Here is a 17831-nt window from a genome sequence, read left to right as displayed (position 1 = left end):
GCCGGCGGCCGGTCACAGGTCCAGCACGAGCCGCTTGCCACGGCAGCGGGACACGCAGATGAGCATGGTCTCGCCGGCCGCGCGTTCATCGTCGGTGAGCACCGAGTCACGGTGGTCCGGCTCGCCCTCCAGCACGTCGGTCTCGCAGGTGCCGCAGGTGCCCTCGGTGCAGGAGTAGAGCACCTCGACACCGGCCTCGCGCACGGCGTCCAGGACGGACACGTCCGGCGCCACGGTGAGCGTCCTGCCGCTGCGCGCCAGCTCCACCTCGAACTCGGTGGTGCCGCCCGTCTCCTGCTCCTTCGGCCGGAACCGCTCGACGCGCAGCACTCCGGACGGGCAGCGCTTCTCGACCGCGTCCAGCAGCGGGCCGGGGCCGCAGCAGTAGACGAGCGTGCCCTCGGGTACGTCGTCCAGCACCGGGGCCAGGTCCAGCAGCCCCGTCTCGTCCTCGGGCGCGATCGTCACCCGGTCGCCGTACCGGGCCAGTTCCTCGCCGAACGCCATCGACCGGCGGGTGCGCCCGCCGTACAGCAGCGTCCACTCGGCGCCCGCCGCCTCGGCCGCCGCCAGCATCGGCAGGATCGGGGTGATGCCGATGCCGCCCGCGACGAAGCGGTAGCGGGAGGCGGGCTCCAGGCCGAAGTTGTTCCGGGGCCCGCGCACCCGGACCTGGTCGCCCTGCCCCACCCGCTCGTGCACATGGGCCGAACCGCCCCGGCCGTCCGGCTCGCGCAGCACCGCGATCCGCCACGCCGACCGGTCCGCCGGATCGCCGCACAGCGAGTACTGCCGCTCCAGCCCGGGGCCGAGCACGACGTCGATGTGCGCGCCCGGCTCCCACGCCGGGAGCGGCTCGCCGAGCGGGTGGCGCAGGGTGAGGGCGAGCACGCCGTCGGCGGCGAACTCGCGCCGCTCGACGACGAGTCCGGCTTCGTACACGCTCATGAACTGTTCCCTCGCGGCTCGTCGACGTCATGCCCCTGCGGGTGGGCGAGCATCCACTCCCACATCTCCACCGGGTCCTGCGCGGTGTGCTCACGGCCGCAGTGGCAGGTGCCGTGCAGGACGTCGGTGCCGGGCAGCCAGTCGATGCGGTAGATCTCGCCGGTCGGGCTGCTCACTGGACCTTCTCCACGGGCTTCTCGCCCTGCTCCACCAGCCGGGCGAGGATACGGCGGGCGGCCAGACCACCGGTGTCGATGTTGATGCTCAGCTCCTGGTAGCCGGTGCGCTCGGTGCCGAGGGTCTTCTGCAGCAGGTTGAGGGCGGTGACGTCCTGCATCACGACCGTGTGGTTGTTGCCGCGCAGGAACTCCGTGACCTCGGCGTCGTCCGTCGCCCAGTCGCGCGAGACGGCCCAGAAGTCGTATACCTTGCCGTCGCCCGAGGGGGTGATCGCGTACGTGATCTCGGTGTGGAAGCCGTTCGGGTCGCTGCCGTCCGGCTTGGGCAGCACACCGACCGGGGCGATGCGGCTGTGCAGCAGATACAGGCAGGGCGCGTGGTACTCGATGTCCTGCCAGCGGGTGATCCGGCCCGTGATGCCGGTGGACTTGGCGTAGAACGGCGGGCACGCGGCGTCGTCCATGTGCCGGCTCACCCGGACGATCCCGGCGCCCTCGTCGACCTCCGTCGTGATCGGCGTCTCGGCGACCTCGGGGGTGCCGATGTACCCGCCGTGCAGATACGTCTCGTGCGACAGGTCCAGGAGGTTGTCGACGAGGAGTCCGTAGTCGCAGTCGATGGGCTCCATGCCGCGCACGGTGACCCAGCCGGGGGAGTCGAGGTGCCTGGCCCGCGGGATGTTCTGCGGATCGGCGAGCGCCGGGTCGCCGATCCACACCCAGATCAGCGAGTCCTGCTCGACGACCGGGTAGGAGGCGACCCGGGCCGTGCGCGGCACCCGCTTCTGCCCCGGCACGTACACGCACGTACCGGTCGTGTCGTACGTGAACCCGTGGTACCCGCATACGATCCGGTCGCCGTCGAGGCGCGTCGGGGCCTCGGACAGCGGGTACCGGCGGTGCACACACCGGTCGTGCAGCACGACCGGAGTGCCCTCCTCCTCGGTCCGGTAGAGCACGAGCGTCTCACCGAGGATCGTCCGTCCGAGCAACTCCCGCCCGACCTCGTGACTGTAGGCGGCGACGTACCACTGGTTCCTTGCGAAGGCGGTCGTGTGAGGCATCGTTGCGGCTCCCGTCTCTCTGCTGTGATGGCATCGTCCGGAAGCGCGCTGCTGTGCCGCAATACCTCTTCCGCCTCGCGGAAGGGGATCGGTGAAAGGCCTGTTCAGAGCGCGCATTCCTTCGCGGGGCCGAGTTGGGATGGGCTCGGGCCATCCCGTCGCGCCGTGCCTACAGCGGTGGGCTGTGTGTCCACTTCAGTGCTGTCGACTTACGAAGCTGATCCCTATCGGGGCATTTGCGGTGATTCAATTTCTGTAATTCGTTGGTACAGCGGCAGAAGTTGCATCACTGCTGATCAGACATGGTTCTAGCCGTGTATCGGAGCCGTGGGGTCGAATCCGGGTCGAATTCGCCGTGCTTTTGCCGCTGCAGCGCATAAGTGCAGGTCAGGGGATTGGTAGACCGCGGCAACGCGACTGTTCGAACGCACCGGCTAGGGGCAGTCCAGCTCGCTCTCACGCTGAGGACCCTCGTGATGGGTGTCAGGCGGGTTGTTGCGCAGGCGACAAGCTCGTTCGTCGCCGACTTGGATGCCGCTTCATTGGCGCGGGTCCGGTTGGGCTACGGAATTCCAGCGTCGGCGTCAGCAGGTACTCGACGGCCTCCCGTTTCGGATCGGCGATGCGGTCGAGCGATGGCTGATCAAGAACGGCGTTGGCTCAGATGCGGCCCGCGTCCCACTTGATGTTCTCCGGAGCGGCCCCGATCTGTAACCCGGCGTCGGCACAAGATCGTGTGGTGAGCGTCTAGTGCTGGATTCCTCTTTTGCTGGGTATATGTCCTGGTGGCGGGGTGTTCGGCTGCTCGGGGGCGGGTGCTGGCTGGTGGTGTTACGGGCACGGCCGAGCCGTGACGAAAGCGAGGAAGAGCTCGTGCATCGACTGGCGCGAGCACGTAAGGCTCCTCGTGATCTGGTCATGCGGGCGCGGATGATCGAGCTGAGCTGGTCCGGACAGCGAGTGCCTGCCGTCGCGGATGAGTTGAGGTGCAGTCCCAAGACGGTCCGCCGCTGGCTGCACCGGTTCGACCGCTTGGGCCTGGACGGCTTGGAGGACCTGGGCGGTCAGGGCCGCAAGCGTCGGATCACCGAAGCGGAGCGCTCCAGGGTCATCGGCCTGGTCAAACAGCCACCACCGGGCCGGCTGACGGTGCGGGCGGACGGTGAGTTGGCCGCGGCGGATGAGTCCGGGCCGCCGGAGTGGACCCTGGACGCACTGGCTGCTGAGGCACAGCGGCTGGGCATCGAAGTCAGCCGCAGTCAGGTCCGTCGGATCCTGCTGACCGAGGGGGTGCGCTGGCGCCGCACCCGGTCCTGGACCCGCTCGAAGGACCCGGAGTTCGAGGGAAAAGGACCAGGATCATCGGGCTTTACACCTGCCCGCCCGAGGGCGCCACGGTCGTCTCCGCCGAGGAGCTCGGACCGGTGATCCCTCGCGCGTTTCCGCCGGCGCCGGGCTGGTCGCCGGACGGTCACCAGGTGGCCAACAGCAGGGCGGCGGTTCCGCCGGCGGGTCCGCTGCCGATGACGAGAACATCGGGGAAGAAGGTACCGGGCCGCAAACGACACATCGTGACCGACACGCTCGGTCTGCTCCTGGTCGTCGCGGTCACCGCCGCGAACATGGGCGACCGGGACGCCGCGGCGGGCCTGCTGAGGCGGCTGCGCCGTCTGCACCGCGACATCACCCTCGTCTGGGCCGACGGCGGCTACACCGGCGGCCTCGTCGGCTGGTGCCGGGACAAAATCGCTCTGACCTTGGAGATCGTCAAGCGCACCCTATCGGGGTGTGACGCGTTTCAACGCCAAGGCAACTGTGCGGACTTCGGATGCCAGGCTCGGTCACGCGCCATCGCGCTTGGTGATCGCCTCGCCGGCGGAGAACTGGAGCGTCCAGATGTTGCCGTGGTGCGGGTACTTCGCGACCATGGTGGCCACCATTTCCTTGGCGTCCTTGGCGTCCTTGGAGGCAGCCGCGAAGTCCTGGATGTATGAGCGGGTCTGGGCGATCATGGTGTCCACCGCGTAGTCGTCCCCGTCGGGCCTGCGGTGTCCAGACACGATCATGCGCGGCCGCAGGCTTTCCACGGTGTCGACGGTGTCGAGCCAGTCCTGCCACTCCTCGGGTGTCGACAGGCCGAGCATCGGGTGGATCTCGTTGTAGATGGAGTCACCGGCTACGACGACGCCGATCTCGGGAATGTGCACAATGCCCGTGGGGTGGATGTCTGCCTGCTTCGCCTCGATGATGTGCAGGGGCGATCCGTCGACGTACAGCGTGTCGCCTTCGATCGGCTCCGGAAGCGGTCCCGCCATGACGCAGGTATCGCCGAACAGCATGCGCCACTGATCGATCTGGAACTGCATGGTCTGCTTCATGGACTCGACCACATGGGGCAGCGCCACAGCCTTCGCCTCCGGGAACCGCTCCAGGAGCGGTCCGAGGCCCAGGTAGTGATCAGCGTGATCGTGGGTGATGTAGATCGTCGTGAGCTTCTTGCCGGTCCGCTCGATCAGGTCGCCGAGGTCGCGGACGTCCTCCTTGAGGTAGAGCGCGTCGATCAGGACCACCTCGGTGGCGCCGCTCACGAGGGTGGCCGTGGTGGGTGAGAAGGTGCCGTCCGGCAGGCCCGGAAGCTTCTCGACGGGAATATTCGGCCAGCGACCGACGAAGACCGTCGCGCGGATGGGTGCGGCCGGCGTGGAGTGGGCGTCAGTGGTCACGGGATATCTCCGGTTGCGGGGGCATCGGCCGACGCGGCATCGCGCACGCCGGCAGGCGAAGTCACGTCAAGAACTTGACCTGAATCGCATGCGTACGCGGGTGCGCGCGCGTGGGGGCGCTGTCGGTGACTCATGGAACGGGTGCGCCGAGCGTTGGAACGCGAGCGCCACGGTGCTCCGGATCACTCACGCGCCAAGGGCGATCGCGGAGATCGGAGCGGCGTTCTCCCGCCGGTGCCGAACCGCGAAGATGGATGGGGTTCCGGGGCCCGCACGGTGGACAGGCCCCACGGGACCTCGGTCAGCCGGCCGGCTGCTCGTAGGGCACCGGTCGGTTTTCCTTGGCCCAGAGCTTCTCGACGGCGGACTCGGCAGGGGGCGGAACAAGGCCCTGGGTGCGCCACAGGTCCATGGGGGTCTCGTTGAGGTGGACCTCCCAGTCGTAGCCGCGGTCCTTGACGAAGGGCGCCAGCTTCTCCTCGATGGCCTCCATGCACATGGCCCGGATCGCGGGGTCGTCCATCTGCCGGGCGATGTGGTCCACGCGGATCCGTACGAAGTTGTCGTTCGCCTTGCCGCCGACGTACATCGTGTTCGCCGGCATGTCCTTGAACAGGACGACGACGTAGAACTTGGGCAGGTTGACGTAGTCCACGTAGAGCGAGGTGATCCTCTCGGACAGTTGTTCCTTGTCCGCCGGGGTGAAGGCGTTCTCGGGGGTGAAGATCTCCCAGTACGGCATGGCGGCTCCTTGCGGGATGGATGGGGGAGACGCGCTTCGTCGACGCGGCCGACGAGGGGGCTTCAGGCCTGGAGGTGCTTGACGAAGTGGTCCCGTGCGGCCGCCGAGAGTTCCTCGAAGCCGGGTCCGTGTAGTCTGCTTCGCTGAAACAAGCCAGCACTTGCCCTGAAGCGACAAGGATTTGTCCTTGCGTGACACCGATCTTCCCATCCGGTGCTCTACCCTGCGGGGGCTGTCCGCACTCTTCACTGAGTCCGGTGGCTCGGGGCCGGAACTCCTCGCGGCATACGGCTTCGACGAGGCGTCGATCGCCGAGGGGGAGTCGTTCGTCAGCCTCCGACTGGCCGTGCGCGTTCTCGAGGAAGCGGCCGACCGGTTCGCGCTTCCGGACCTCGGGTTGCGGCTGGCGGCGCAGGAGGATCTGCATGTGCTGGGACCGCTGGCCATCGCGATGGAAAACTCACGCACTATCGGCGAGGCCGTCGAATACGCGAGCCGGTACCTGTTCGTATACAGCCCGGCCCTCTCGCTCGAGGAGACCGATGATCCGCTGGGAATTCCCGGTGTGGCCGGGCTTCGCTACGCGGGCACGACCGTCAACGCATCCCCACAGGCGATCGACTACGGCATTGGTATCGTTCACCGCGTTCTGAAGCTGATCAGCGGTGACACACCCTATGGACTTCGCTCGGTTCTGCTGCCACACGCCCCCCTGGCACCGGAAAGCTCCTATCGGGAGTACTTCGGAGCGGCGGTCAGATTCGATGCACCGAGCGCGGTTCTGCGCGTCCCGGGCCACCTTTTCTCGACCCCGGTCAGCGGAGGCAGCGACCTCCTCCGCGACATTGCGGTGGACCATCTTGAGACGCACTTCGGCCACCAGCACGTGCCGATGGCGGGCCTGGTCGCAGCGATTCTCGACGAACACCTCGGATCCCGCGATCCGGACCTGTCGGCAGTGGCGCGGCTGCTCAGTCTCCACCCGCGTTCACTGCAGCGGTGCCTGTCCAGGGAAGGGACGACCTTCTCCGGCGTCGTCGATCGCGTACGCAAGAGTAAGGCCCTGGACTTGATCACTACGACCGATCTGTCCTTCTCGCAGATTGCGACCAGACTGGGGATGCACGAACAGTCAAGCCTCACTCGTGCGGTACGCCGGTGGTTCGGCTCGTCACCTTCCCGACTGCGACGCGAAGGCCAGCAGCTGGAAGGCCGGTCCGCCCTGATTGACTGAGCGTGCTCCGCGAGAAGGAAAACCCCCAGCCAGACCCCCCTCCGGCAAGCCGATTCGGCGCTTCATTCGCGGAATCAGAGGTGAAGATTGCCAATCACCTTTGTAATCATCTGACGGGGCGTCAAACTTGACAGTGCCTCTACGGCACCTGAGTTCCGCACCTGGGGGGAGTTCATGGCACGCAAGCCGTCGGCCGAGCGACGCCGGCAGCTGACCGAGGCGGCCCTCCGCGCGATGACCCGGGTCGTCGTCCCCCCACGACGACGACCCGGTCCATCGCGGCCGAGGCAGGCGTCTCTCTGAGCGTCTTCCACTACTGCTTCGACTCCAAGCAGGCCCTGATCGAGTCGGTCATCACGACGGTCACGGACCACTTCGTCGACGTGGTGCGCGAGGCGATCCAGCCGCAGTCCACCCTCCAGGAGACGATCAGGGCGGGCTTCAGGGCGTACTGGGATCATGCGGCGGCCCATCCGGGCGAGCACATGCTGACGTACGAACTCACCCAGTACGCCCTGCGCGAGCCGGAGTTCACACATCTGGCCCGCCGGCAGTACGAGCTGTACACCGACACGTACGCCGAACTGCTGGAGCAGTTGCGCGGGACCATGGGCTTCGAACTGGGCGTGCCTGTACCGGTGTTGGCCGGATATCTGGCCGCGATGACGGACGGGCTGACGCTCAACTTCCTGGCCCTGGGCGACGAGAAGACCTGTGTGGACATCATCGACACTGTCACCGGCCATGTGGCCGCCCTCGTACGGGAGCAGAGCGTGCGGGAGTCCCCCGCGCCCTCTACGGGGCTACTGTCAGCAGCCGTTCGGCGTGCTCGGTGAGGTACTCCTCCCGCTGCTTCGCGCTCGCCTCCCCCGGGGCCCGTGCGACGAACGGCGGGAGGACGTCGAAGCCGAGGCAGCGCAGGATGCCGTGCTGGATGGACCAGAGGGCGCGGTCGAGGTCGCCGTCGGTGCTGTCGGGGTCGTACAGGCCCGACGGGGCGCCTGTGGTCGTGCACACCAGGGCGCGTCTGCCCTTCAGGAGGCCGGTGTCGTAGGCACGTCCCTCTCCGTAGGCGAAGCCGCGAGCCATCGTGCGGTCGATCCAGCCCTTGAGGATGGCCGGCATTCCGGACCACCACAGCGGGAACTGGAGGATCATCAGATCGCACCGGGCGACCTTCTCCTGTTCCGCGAGGACGTCGGGCGGGGTCTCCCGCGCCGCCGACACGCGTTCCTGCTCGGCGACGACGTCCAGGAAGTCGGGGTCGGTCCAGACCCCGGGGAAGTCCTCGGCGTCGACCGCCGACTTCCAGCCGAGCCGGTACAGGTCGCTGACCACGACCTCGTGCCCGGCGCCCTTCAGTGCGTCCACGGCCCTGACCTTCAACGCGCCGTTGAATGAGCAGAGTTCGGGGTGGGCGAAAACGATCAGTACGTTCACCGTGGGGGGTCTCCTCAGATCGTCCGTGCTGCGCTGCGCCGTTCGGACTGAGTCGCTCTGTTCAATTGGTGGTCGGTCTGTTCGTTCTGTTCCTGTTCCTTTTCAGCTCTTCAGTTGCCGGTCCGTCCCGGGCCGGGCACTGTCAATTTTGACGCCCTGTCAGATGATCACAAAGGTGATTGGCGATCTTCACCTCTGATTCCGCGAATGAAGCGCCGAATCGGCCTGCCGGAGGGGGGATCTGGCTGGGGGTTTTCTTCTTGATCATCTGATACCCGGTCAAAATTGACAGTGCCCCTGGCCGACGTTGAGCGGGCGTTCGGAAAGCGGGGTCGCCCGCTGGTGGACGGCGACCTCGCTTCCGTTCAGAACGCGTACGGCCCGAAGCGTCCCCATGCCACGACGACCGCGAGCACGCTCAGGGCGACGTTCATGAAGATCTTGGAATTCTCCGATGCGCGTGCGTGGGCCACGATGGCGCCGATCATGATCAGGACGATCCCGACGGCGGCGACCGGGGCCAGTACCGGCGCGATTCCGACGAGGGGCGGGAGGACCAGGCCGATGGCGCCGAGGACTTCGACCAGGCCGAGGAGTTTGATTCCCGGGGCGGGGAAGGAGTTGACCCATTGGCCCATGGGGGCGACGAGTTCCTCTTTCGTTTTGGTGATCTTCGGCAGGCCCGCGCTGAGGAGGACCGCGGCGAGTACCGCCTGCATGACCCAGAGCACGACGTTCATTACTGTTCCGATCTGCGTTGATGGTGGAAAAAACCAGGCCGCGCCGCAGGGCCGGTCGGGACCCTGCGCCGGGTCGTCGGGGAGGCAAGGTGCGGGACACGGTGAATTCCACCCTGGCCCGCACCTTGCCCGGTGATCAGCTCTACCCGGGAACCCCGTCGTAGCGAGCCGTGGGCTCCGTGTCGTTGCGCCGGCCGGCGGACCTGGCGCCGCGCAGCCCGAAGGCGGAGACCGCCGCCCCCAGCAGCACCAGGGCCACGGGGACGATGAGTGCGGTGCGGTAGGCGTCGAGTTCCGCGCCCGGTGAGCCGTCGGAGCCGGCCGAGGCGATCCCGTACACCGCGGTCACCGCGGAGATACCGACCGCGGAGCCGAACTGGGTGGACGTGTACAGCAGTCCGCTGGCCAGGCCCTGTTCCTCCTTGGCCACGGTGTCGGTCGCCGCGATGGCGAGCGGACCGAAGACGAGGGCGAAGGCGACACCCGTCAGGAGCAGGCCCGGGAACATCGCCGCGTAGGTCCAGTCCATCCCGAGGGGGAGGAAGAGGGCGTAGCCCACGATGGCGAGCAGGAAGCCGCCGAAGATCACCCGGCTGTTGCCGTAGCGGTTCATCAGCCGTGGGGTGAGGGTGGGTGCCAGTATGCCGTCGATGCCGATGGCGAGCAGTGTCATGGAGGTCTGGAGGGAGGACCAGCCGCGCAGTTCCTGGAGGTAGAGCGTGAGGATGAACTGGAAGCCGGAGAACGCCCCGAGGAAGAGCAGCGCGGCGAGGTCGGCGCGCACCATCGTGGCCCTGCGGAAGATGCCGAGGCGGACGAGGGGTGCTGGGGCGCGTCGTTCGATCAGGATGAACGCCGCCACCAGCGTCAGCCCGGCGGCGAACGCGCCGAGGGTCAGCCCGAGGCCGTCGCCGCCGTGTTCGAGGCGGACGATGCCGTAGGCCAGCAGCAGCATCGCGCCGGCGGCGGCGGTGGCGCCGGGCAGGTCGTAGCCGCGGGGTGCGGGCGCGGGGCGGGTCTCGGGCGGCAGGAGCCGGATCGCTGCGATCAGGATGGCGGTGGCCATGAACACGGGGGCGAAGAAGACCCAGCGCCAGCCGAGTTCGGTCAGCAGCCCGCCGATGACGAGGCCCAGGGAGAAGCCGGCGCCGGCGACACCGGCGAAGATGAACAGGGCCCTGTCGCGTTGCGGCCCTTCCGGATAGGAGGTCGTGATGATCGACATGGCGGCGGGGGTCATGAAGGCCGCCGCCACGCCGGTGGCGAACCGGGCCACGACCAGCATCCAGCTGTCGGTCGCGAAGCCGCCCAGGGTGGAGAAGGCGACGAAGACGCCCAGCCAGGTGAGGAACATCCGCCGCCTGCCCAGCAGGTCGGCGGCCCGGCCGCCGAGCAGGGTGAAACCGGCGTAGCCGAGGACGTAGCCGCTCATGACCCATGCCGTGGTGCCGGTGGTCAGGCCGAGGTCGTCGCGGATGGCGGGGACGGCGACGGCCAGCATGGAGACATCGATGCCCTCCAGGAACATCACGCCGCAAAGGACGAGCAGCAGGGCCCAGGACCGTCCGCTCATGCGGGCCGCAGGGATGGTGGACACGGATATGTTCCTCACCTGAATGTGCCGGTGGGCACGGCGACTGTCAGTGGGTGTGGGCGGCGATCGCGCGGAGCAGGGCCACGTTCTCGAGGATGCGGTTGTCGGACTCCAGCTCGGACATCCCGAACCTGTGGTTGGCGGACAGTTTCACGACGGTGGTGCGGCTGAGCGGATCGACGAGGACGAACTGGTTGTAGGCGCCGATCGCGGCGAAGTCGCCGCGGTCTCCCGCGGGACGCCACCACTGGTAGCCGTAGCCCAGGTCGACGGTGTCCGGGCCGACCCAGGGCCGGCCCACCTCCAGATGCGGAGCCGTCATGGCCACGGAGTCGCGCACCCACTGCGCCGGGATGATCTGACGGCCCTGCCAGAGCCCGCCGTTGCGGAAGAGCTCACCGAACCTGGCGAAATCCCGTGCGGTCATGTTCAGACCGCCGAAGGCCATCTCCGAGCCGGTGGAGTCCACGATCCAGTAGGCGGGGGATTCCATGCCGAGGGGCTCACACAGCTTTTCCTGCATGTACTCGCTGAGGGGACGCCCGGTCGCCCGGATCACCAGTGCTCCCAGTGCCTGGGTGTCGGTGGAGTTGTAGCGGCAGACGGTGCCCGGCTCGCTCTCACGGACCGCGGTGGCGACGAATTCGTCGAACGTGCCGAGGCCGGCCATGACGGCCGCGAGCCGGGAGCTGTCGGACTGCGGGTCACTGTAGCTCTCGTCCCACCGGGCACCGGACGACATCTGCAGCACGTTCCGGATGGACACGCCGTCGTACGCCGAACCGGCCCGCACGGGCACGTAGTCGCTGATCGCGTCGTCGACGCTCGCTATGTGGCCTTCCGCGAGCGCGATGCCGACGAGCGCGGAGGTGAAGCTCTTGGTCACCGACATCGCCAGCCAGGGGACGTCGGGCCCGCCGCTCAGCCGGTAGCGCTCGTACCGCACGACGCCGTCGACCAGGACGAGCAGCGCCCCGGTGTCGGTGTCCTCCAGGAACTGCTCGGTCGAGCGCGATGCGCCGTCGAACGAGTAGGTCTCGGGAAGCGTGACGGCCTCGCCCTGCGGCCAGACGGTGGGCTTCGACGAGGGGGCCATCGCGCGGGTCGGCAGCAGATCCTTGATGCGGGAGAAGTTCTCGTGCTGCGGGACACCTGTGAACAGGTTCAGATCAGCGATGCTCACGAACTTTTGATCAGTCATCGTTGCCCTCCGGTGATCTCGGCCGATGCGGAGGCTTCCGGCTTCGGCGTGAGCGAAAGTAGCAGTACCACTCGGTTAGGGCAACCGAGTGGTACGCTTAATCGAAACCAGGCATCCGAAGTGAGGACGACAGCTGATGAGTTCCGAGCGCGTCGACGGGCGGACCCTCCGGTTTCAGCACCGGCGGCCTGAGCTGCTGGCCGCGGCCACCGAGTACGTCCTCGACCACGGCATCGCCGGCCTGTCGCTGCGCCCCGTGGCCCAGGCGCTGGGGGTGACCCATGCGACTCTGCTGCGCCACTTCTCGTCGAAGGACGAGCTGATCAAGTGCGTAGTGGAGAAGATCCGCACCGATCTCTTCGCTCAGGTGACCGCCGACAGCGAACTCCAAGAAGCCGGGTCGACGGCAGAGCTGCTGAGGATCACCTGGCGACGGCTGTGCGAGCCGAAGGCGCAGCGGCAGTTCCTGCTCATGTTCGAAATCGTCGCCGGCAAGGCGTGGCAGTCCGACGACGGCGGGCAGCTGACACAGCCGATGCTGGACGACGTCGATTTCGTCTCCGGATGGCTCCGGCAGGACGGGTGGGCGCCCGAGGACGCCTCAGCCCTGGCCACCCTCCTCCTGGCTCAGATCAGGGGGCTCCAGCTCGACCTTCTCGTCTCGGGAGACCGCGCGCGGGCCGACCGGGCGTTCGAGTTCTCCCTCGCCCTCCTCGAGCCTCGGACGGGGCCCAGCGGGTCCTGACAGCGGCTGGACCACTGGATGTCCTGCCGCACGGCGCAGCCGGCTCCCGCTACCTCGACATCATGACGCCCACCTGGCACTGACCAGCGCACGAGTACCCTCCCGCACCTGGCCCCGGCCGACGCCGCACCGGCCCTCTGAACGGAACAGCATGAGTAAATGGACAGCAGCCGACATCCCCGATCAGACCGGCCGCACTTTCGTGGTCACCGGCGCGAACAGCGGCCTTGGCCTGGAGACCGCGCGTCGGCTGGCCGAGCACGGCGCGCATGTGATCATGACGGTGCGTGACCCGGAGAAGGGCCGGGCGGCCGCCGCAGACCTGCCCGGCTCGGTGGAGGTCCGCACCCTGGACCTGGCGGACCTGGAGTCGGTCTCCCGGTTCGCCGCTGGAGTCGAGCACGCCGACGTACTCGTCAACAACGCGGGCGTCATGATGACGCCGAAGCGGACCACCGCGCAGGGGTTCGAGCTCCAGCTCGGCACCAACCACCTGGGGCACTTCGCGCTGACCGCTTTGCTGTACCCCGTGCTGCGCGCCGGGTCGGCGCCCCGGATCGTCACCATCAGCTCCACCCTCCACCGGCGGGGGCGGATCGACTTCGACGACCTGCAATCCGCGCGCTCCTACTCCCCGTCCGCCGCCTACTCCCAGTCCAAGTTCGCCAACGTCCTGTTCGGCCTGGAGCTGGACCGGCGGCTGCGCGCGGCCGGCAGCCCCGCGATCAGCGTGCTCGCTCACCCCGGCTACACCGCCACCAACCTGCAGACCTCCGGCCCGACCGGCCTGCTTAACCTGGGCGGCCGGATCGGCAACCTCCTGAGGGCCCAGCACGTCACCATGGGAGCCCTCAACCAGCTCCACGCCGCAACCGCCCCCGCCGTCCAGGGCGGCGAGTTCTACGGCCCCGACGGCCGGGGCGAGAACCGTGGCCACCCCAAGCTCGTCAAGCCTGTCCCGTCGGCGACCGACACCGATGCCGCCCGCCGCTTGTGGGAGGTCTCAGAGAGACTGACTGGCTTCTCCTTCGCCCCCTGAGAAGTGACCGGCGCACGCAGTCAGGTCCCTCCGGATCTCATCGTCGTCGGAAGCTGTGGACGTTCACGTATTTCCATGACCGTCGACAACTCTGCTGCTACATGCGTCTCGTTCGCCTCACCAGTTAGGGCGCGGCTTTAGGCAGCAGGGCGCGGAGGACGGGGAGGTCGGCGATGTCGGTGATCCGCTCGTAGCCGAGCCAGTGCTCGTCGTGCTCCCAGCCTCGGTCCATGTACACCTTGTTCCTGACGCCCAGGTTGGCCGCGGAGCGCAGGCCGTACATCGGGCTTGCGGAGACGTGGACGATCTCGTCGGGTGTCACGCCGAGCTTGTCGAACGCGTACTCGAAGGCGCGGAGCCGGGGCTTGTAGACGCCCATCTCCTGATGACCAGCGGGGCCGCCTCAGCGAGGCGGTTCAGTGCGTCGGTGACACCGAGGTAGGGGCCCCAAGTGGGGATGCGCTCGTACACCGCCTGTGCTTCGTCCTCGCGGTACTCGAGACCGACCTTGTGCAGGGCGCGCTCCATGGAACGGGCGACGACCTGGTGGAACGGCTGGTAGGCACCCGTGCACTCGTCGATGCGGTACGCCTTGCAGATCCGCAGGAAGTCGTCGGCGACCTCGGCCGGCAGTCGGTCGCCCAGGACCTCGCGCATCGTGTCGTTGATGCTGAACTTGATCAGCGTTCCGTTCATGTCGAACGTCACGAACTTGGGCTTGACGCCGCCCTCATGGCGGCGGTGCAGACGTCGGCATCCGGCCGGCCAGGACACCGTCCTCTCCACGACCCGGCGGTGGCGGCCCAGCCGCTGCGAGGACTCGATGCCTTTGCGGGCGATGCGATGACGAATGCCCCGCTTGCGGAGCCATCGGCGCAGGTGGTCGTAGTCATCGCCCTTGTCGGCGTGGAGCTTGGCCGGCCGCCGACGGCGCGGGCCGCGCCGGGAGCGGATCGGTGGGATCCCCCGCACCAGCGGCTTCAGGCCGAGGCTGTCGTGCATGTTGGCGCCAGATGCCCAGCGACATGGGCAGACCGCTCCGGTCCGTGATCAGGTGGATTTTCGATCCGTTCTTACCGTGGTCGGTCGGATTCGGTCCGGTCAGGGGCCTGTTTTGCGGCCCTGAGGCTGGCGGAGTCGATGGCGCGCCGCGACCAGTCGAGCTCACCACGGGCGCCGAGCTCGTCCAGGATGACCCGGTGGAGCCTGGCCCGGACCCGGTCCTGGCTCCACCGGGCGAAACGCCGGTAGTCCGTCGGCCAGGCCGGGCCGGACATCGGGGGCAACTGCCGCCAGGTGCACCCGGAGTGGCTACGAAGATGATCGCCGCCAGGCACTCGCGATCAGCCGCCCGCTGTCGGCTGCCGCCCTGCGGACGTATGACCCCCGTCGGCGGAACAACCCGCCGGAACAGCGTCCATAACTCATCCGGCACCAATCGCTCAACGGCGGCGGCGCCGCACCCGGGGATATGGGGGACGCCCAGGATCACAGGAATACCCCCCGGGGTATCTCTGTTAAGGTAGGTGCCGAATACCCCCCGGGGTACACCGTTCTTGTGGAGGAGCCGCAGTCGTGTTCTTCGTCGACATCCTTGAGTTCGAGGGTCTGGGCAACCGCAGCTACCTGGCCGGCGGGGCCGCTGCCGCGGTGGTCATCGATCCGCCGCGCGACATCGACCAGGTGATCGCCGCCGCCGCCCGGCGCGGGGTGCGCATCGCGTACGTGGCGGAGACCCATGTGCACAACGACTACGTCACCGGTGGCCTGGAGCTGGCCCGCGTCACGGGCGCCTCCTATCTGGTGCCGGCCGCGGCGCACGTGTCTTTCGCCCGCACCCCGGTCGCCGACGGCGACACCGTGGACGTGGACGCGGGTCTGGTCCTGCGTGCGATCGCCACGCCCGGGCACACCCCGCACCACACCTCCTACGCCCTCACCGAAGGTGGGCGGGATGTGGCGGTGTTCACCGGTGGATCCCTACTGATCGGCACCGTGGGCCGCCCCGATCTGGTCGAGCCTCGGCTGACCGAGCAGCTGGCCCGGGCCCAGCACGCCTCCGCCCACCGCCTGGCCGCTGAGCTGGACGACGAGGTTCCGGTGCTGCCCACCCACGGGTTCGGCAGCTTCTGCTCCTCCGCCCAGGCCGAGGGGGACGCGACCACGATCGGCAAGGAACGCACCAGCAACGAGGCGCTCACCCTGGATGTGGACACCTTCGTTCAGCGGATGCTCGCCGGGCTGGAGGACGTGCCCGCCTACTACGCGCACATGGGCCCGGCCAACGCCGCCGGCCCCGCCCCCGTCGACCTCACCCCGCCGAGGCATGCGGACGCCGAGGAGATCGCCTCCCGGCTGGCCGCGGGGGAGTGGGTGGTGGACCTGCGCAGCCGCATGGCCTTCGCCGAGGGGCATGTGGCCGGCTCGTTCAACTTCGAGGGCGAGGGCAAGCTCGCCACCTACCTGGCCTGGCTGATCCCCTGGGGCAAGCCCGTCACCCTGCTCGCCGACACCCCGGAGCAGATCAGCGCCGCGCAGCGGGAACTCGCGCGGGTAGGCATCGACCGCCCGGCCGCCGCCGCCACCGGCGACCCGGCCGGCTGGGTCCATGAGGGCGAGCGGCTCGCTTCTTTCCCCCGTGCCCGCTTCGCCGACCTTGCCCGGTTGCGCGAGCGCGGCGACGAGGTGGTCGTCCTGGATGTGCGCCGGGACTCGGAGCGCGTAGGCGGCTACATCGACGGCTCGGTCCACATCCCGATCCACGAGCTGCACGGCCGTATCGGAGAAGTGCCGGACGGGACGGTGTGGGTGCACTGCGCGGGCGGGATGCGCGCGGCGATCGCCGCCTCCCTGCTCGATGCCGCCGGCCGCAAGGTGGTCGCCGTCGACGACGGCTTCGACGCCGCGACGGATGCCGGGCTGCCCCTGGCCTCCGCCTGAGTTCGGCCGTTCCCCAGCAAGGAAGGAAGCGTGTGATGTTCCTCTTTCGCCGAAACGGGCACCGTGTCACGGTCGACGAGGCACACAGCCGTACCAGCGGCGACCGGCCTGACGCCGTCCTGCTGGACGTCCGCGAGAAGCCCGAATGGAACTCGGGCCACGCCCCGGGCGCCGTCCATGTACCGCTGACGAACCTGGTCGCAGGCGCCACCCTGCCCGCCGAGGCGCAGGGCCGTCCGCTGGTGGTGATCTGCCGCAGTGGACACCGCTCCCAGCAGGCCGTGAAGCTCCTCACCGAACGCGGAGCGCACGCGGTGGACGTCGAGGGCGGCATGAACGCGTGGGCCGCCGCCGGACACCCCGTCGTCGACGAACGCGGGAACAGCGGCCGGATAGCGTGACCGTACTCGTTCTCGCCCTCATCGCCGGGGCCGTCATCGGTCTCGCGCTCGGGGCCCTCGGCGGCGGCGGCAGCGTCCTTGCCGTACCGGCACTGATCTATCTGCTCGGCTTCACTCCGGCCGCCGCCACCACCGCCAGCCTGATCATCGTCACCGCCACTTCCGCCACCGCCCTGTACGCCCACGCCCGCGACGGGAACGTGGCATGGAAGACAGGGGCGTTGTTCGCCGCGGCGGGCATCGTCCCCGCCTTTCTCGCCGGAGCTGTCGCCGGGCGCCTGCCCGAAACGGTGCTGACGGCGGCGTTCGCGGTCATCGCCGCGCTGGCGGCCCTGCGTATGCTGCGTCCGTCCGAGTCCGGGCCGCCGGACCGGATCCGTCCCGGCAAGGCGGCCGGCGCCGGTGCCGGACTCGGCGCCGTGACGGGCTTTCTGGGGGTCGGTGGGGGATTCCTCGCCGTGCCCGCCCTGGTGGGCGTCCTGGGACTGGCCATGCGGCGGGCGGTAGGCACCAGCCTGCTCGTCATCACGGTGAACTCACTCGCCGCGCTCGCCGCTCGCACCGGCACCAGCGGCGGGCTCCACTGGGAGGTCATCGGCCCCTTCACCGGAGCCGCGATCCTCGGCGCCTGGGACGGCAAACGCCTCGCGACCAAGATCTCCGGCACCACCCTTCAGAAAGTTTTCGCCGGCGTACTGCTGGCAGTGGCGGCCTTCATGCTCGTTGACGTGATCGTCTGAACACGAGGGCCGCGACCGGCTCAGACCAGGACCAGGAGAGCTTCTCCAGCCCCACCGCGCATCTCAGGACCGCCCTCGGTCCGGCTCCCGTCAGATCAAGC

The 17831-nt window shown here is 68.5% G+C and carries 17 protein-coding genes and 3 pseudogenes; 9 read left to right on the top strand and 11 right to left on the bottom strand.

All coding sequences use genetic code 11. The features are described 5' to 3' along the window. Positions 1-12 precede the first annotated feature (12 nt). From ACFZDA_RS14065 to ACFZDA_RS14055, 3 genes are read right to left on the bottom strand one after another with little or no spacing between them, the layout of a single operon-like run. Complete coding sequence (locus ACFZDA_RS14065; protein WP_391079756.1) at positions 13-948, bottom strand: 2Fe-2S iron-sulfur cluster-binding protein; 936 nt, start codon at positions 946-948, stop codon at positions 13-15. Next, positions 945-1124: a hypothetical protein gene (locus tag ACFZDA_RS14060; RefSeq protein ID WP_306961337.1), complete on the bottom strand. Its 180-nt coding sequence runs from the start codon at positions 1122-1124 to the stop codon at positions 945-947. Before ACFZDA_RS14060 ends, ACFZDA_RS14065 begins: the two co-directional genes overlap by 4 nt. After that, positions 1121-2191, bottom strand: coding sequence for a Rieske 2Fe-2S domain-containing protein (locus ACFZDA_RS14055; RefSeq protein WP_391079752.1), 1071 nt, complete (start codon positions 2189-2191; stop codon positions 1121-1123). Before ACFZDA_RS14055 ends, ACFZDA_RS14060 begins: the two co-directional genes overlap by 4 nt. A 777-nt stretch (positions 2192-2968) precedes the next feature. On the opposite strand from ACFZDA_RS14055, the gene ACFZDA_RS14050 reads away from it, so the two are divergent. Both ACFZDA_RS14050 and ACFZDA_RS14045 read left to right on the top strand, forming a co-directional pair. Further along, positions 2969-3619 carry a helix-turn-helix domain-containing protein gene (locus tag ACFZDA_RS14050; RefSeq protein ID WP_391079749.1) on the top strand — a complete coding sequence of 217 codons (651 nt, stop codon included), beginning with the start codon at positions 2969-2971 and terminating at the stop codon, positions 3617-3619. 95 nt (positions 3620-3714) lie between these two features. Beyond that, positions 3715-3876 (top strand): annotated as a pseudogene (locus tag ACFZDA_RS14045) (transposase); the annotation flags it as partial. Between the two features lie 156 nt (positions 3877-4032). Here ACFZDA_RS14045 and ACFZDA_RS14040 read toward each other — a convergent pair. Both ACFZDA_RS14040 and ACFZDA_RS14035 read right to left on the bottom strand, forming a co-directional pair. Next, a complete protein-coding gene (locus ACFZDA_RS14040) occupies positions 4033-4914 on the bottom strand; it encodes an MBL fold metallo-hydrolase (protein ID WP_391079746.1) in 882 nt (293 codons plus the stop codon). Positions 4915-5215: 301 nt separating this feature from the next. Then, positions 5216-5656 carry a tautomerase family protein gene (locus ACFZDA_RS14035; protein ID WP_391079744.1) on the bottom strand — a complete coding sequence of 147 codons (441 nt, stop codon included), beginning with the start codon at positions 5654-5656 and terminating at the stop codon, positions 5216-5218. Between the two features lie 187 nt (positions 5657-5843). Between ACFZDA_RS14035 and ACFZDA_RS14030 the strand changes: the two genes are divergently transcribed. Then, the gene (locus ACFZDA_RS14030) at positions 5844-6890 is read left to right on the top strand and encodes an AraC family transcriptional regulator ligand-binding domain-containing protein (protein WP_391079741.1); all 1047 of its coding nucleotides are present in this window, start codon (positions 5844-5846) and stop codon (positions 6888-6890) included. Positions 6891-7064: 174 nt separating this feature from the next. Beyond that, positions 7065-7726, top strand: a pseudogene (locus ACFZDA_RS14025) (TetR/AcrR family transcriptional regulator). Here ACFZDA_RS14025 and ACFZDA_RS14020 read toward each other — a convergent pair. From ACFZDA_RS14020 to ACFZDA_RS14005, 4 genes are all read right to left on the bottom strand, one after another. Then, positions 7686-8330: an NAD(P)H-dependent oxidoreductase gene (locus ACFZDA_RS14020; protein WP_391079738.1), complete on the bottom strand. Its 645-nt coding sequence runs from the start codon at positions 8328-8330 to the stop codon at positions 7686-7688. The pseudogene ACFZDA_RS14025 and the gene ACFZDA_RS14020 sit on opposite strands and share 41 nt — an antisense overlap. Before the next feature lie 365 nt (positions 8331-8695). Continuing rightward, a complete protein-coding gene (locus ACFZDA_RS14015; RefSeq protein ID WP_391079735.1) occupies positions 8696-9070 on the bottom strand; it encodes a DoxX family protein in 375 nt (124 codons plus the stop codon). Positions 9071-9212: 142 nt separating this feature from the next. Further along, positions 9213-10643: an MFS transporter gene (locus ACFZDA_RS14010; RefSeq protein WP_391080161.1), complete on the bottom strand. Its 1431-nt coding sequence runs from the start codon at positions 10641-10643 to the stop codon at positions 9213-9215. A 67-nt stretch (positions 10644-10710) separates the two neighbouring features. Beyond that, entirely contained in the window at positions 10711-11847 is a 1137-nt protein-coding gene (locus tag ACFZDA_RS14005) for a serine hydrolase (RefSeq protein WP_391079731.1), read from the bottom strand. Between the two features lie 154 nt (positions 11848-12001). Here ACFZDA_RS14005 and ACFZDA_RS14000 point away from each other — a divergent pair, with 154 nt between their 5' ends. Further along, positions 12002-12610, top strand: coding sequence for a TetR family transcriptional regulator (locus ACFZDA_RS14000; RefSeq protein WP_391079728.1), 609 nt, complete (start codon positions 12002-12004; stop codon positions 12608-12610). Positions 12611-12761: 151 nt separating this feature from the next. After that, the gene (locus ACFZDA_RS13995; protein WP_391079725.1) at positions 12762-13649 is read left to right on the top strand and encodes an oxidoreductase; all 888 of its coding nucleotides are present in this window, start codon (positions 12762-12764) and stop codon (positions 13647-13649) included. Between the two features lie 124 nt (positions 13650-13773). On the opposite strand, the gene ACFZDA_RS13990 is transcribed toward ACFZDA_RS13995, so the two are convergent. Both ACFZDA_RS13990 and ACFZDA_RS13985 read right to left on the bottom strand, forming a co-directional pair. Beyond that, a complete protein-coding gene (locus ACFZDA_RS13990; RefSeq protein ID WP_391079722.1) occupies positions 13774-14028 on the bottom strand; it encodes a hypothetical protein in 255 nt (84 codons plus the stop codon). 350 nt (positions 14029-14378) lie between these two features. Further along, positions 14379-15120: pseudogene (locus tag ACFZDA_RS13985) on the bottom strand (IS5 family transposase); the annotation flags it as partial. A gap of 104 nt (positions 15121-15224) precedes the next feature. Between ACFZDA_RS13985 and ACFZDA_RS13980 the strand changes: the two are divergent. Genes ACFZDA_RS13980 through ACFZDA_RS13970 form a run of 3 tightly spaced genes read left to right on the top strand, consistent with a single transcriptional unit; the run spans position 15225 to position 17730 of the window. After that, a complete protein-coding gene (locus ACFZDA_RS13980; RefSeq protein WP_391079719.1) occupies positions 15225-16589 on the top strand; it encodes a rhodanese-like domain-containing protein in 1365 nt (454 codons plus the stop codon). A gap of 35 nt (positions 16590-16624) precedes the next feature. After that, a complete protein-coding gene (locus tag ACFZDA_RS13975; protein ID WP_391079716.1) occupies positions 16625-16990 on the top strand; it encodes a rhodanese-like domain-containing protein in 366 nt (121 codons plus the stop codon). Beyond that, on the top strand, positions 16987-17730 hold the full coding sequence (locus tag ACFZDA_RS13970) for a TSUP family transporter (RefSeq protein WP_391079713.1): 744 nt from the start codon (positions 16987-16989) through the stop codon (positions 17728-17730). Before ACFZDA_RS13975 ends, ACFZDA_RS13970 begins: the two co-directional genes overlap by 4 nt. Positions 17731-17831: the final 101 nt, after the last annotated feature.

Origin of the sequence: Streptomyces sp. NPDC007991, from assembly GCF_042958445.1 — a bacterium.
In the GTDB taxonomy this organism is placed as follows: Bacteria; Actinomycetota; Actinomycetes; order Streptomycetales; family Streptomycetaceae; genus Streptomyces.
This window is presented reverse-complemented; position numbering and strand designations above follow the sequence as displayed.

Bases quoted from the DNA above. Each gene is read 5' to 3' on its own strand.
- ACFZDA_RS14065 (WP_391079756.1), bottom strand. From the start codon at position 948: ATGAGCGTGTACGAAGCCGGACTCGTCGTCGAGCGGCGCGAGTTCGCC.
- ACFZDA_RS14055 (WP_391079752.1), bottom strand. From the start codon at position 2,191: ATGCCTCACACGACCGCCTTCGCAAGGAACCAGTGGTACGTCGCCGCC.
- ACFZDA_RS14050 (WP_391079749.1), top strand. From the start codon at position 2,969: ATGTCCTGGTGGCGGGGTGTTCGGCTGCTCGGGGGCGGGTGCTGGCTG.
- ACFZDA_RS14035 (WP_391079744.1), bottom strand. From the start codon at position 5,656: ATGCCGTACTGGGAGATCTTCACCCCCGAGAACGCCTTCACCCCGGCG.
- ACFZDA_RS14015 (WP_391079735.1), bottom strand. From the start codon at position 9,070: ATGAACGTCGTGCTCTGGGTCATGCAGGCGGTACTCGCCGCGGTCCTC.
- ACFZDA_RS14010 (WP_391080161.1), bottom strand. From the start codon at position 10,643: ATGAGCGGACGGTCCTGGGCCCTGCTGCTCGTCCTTTGCGGCGTGATG.
- ACFZDA_RS14000 (WP_391079728.1), top strand. From the start codon at position 12,002: ATGAGTTCCGAGCGCGTCGACGGGCGGACCCTCCGGTTTCAGCACCGG.
- ACFZDA_RS13995 (WP_391079725.1), top strand. From the start codon at position 12,762: ATGAGTAAATGGACAGCAGCCGACATCCCCGATCAGACCGGCCGCACT.
- ACFZDA_RS13990 (WP_391079722.1), bottom strand. From the start codon at position 14,028: ATGGGCGTCTACAAGCCCCGGCTCCGCGCCTTCGAGTACGCGTTCGAC.
- ACFZDA_RS13975 (WP_391079716.1), top strand. From the start codon at position 16,625: ATGTTCCTCTTTCGCCGAAACGGGCACCGTGTCACGGTCGACGAGGCA.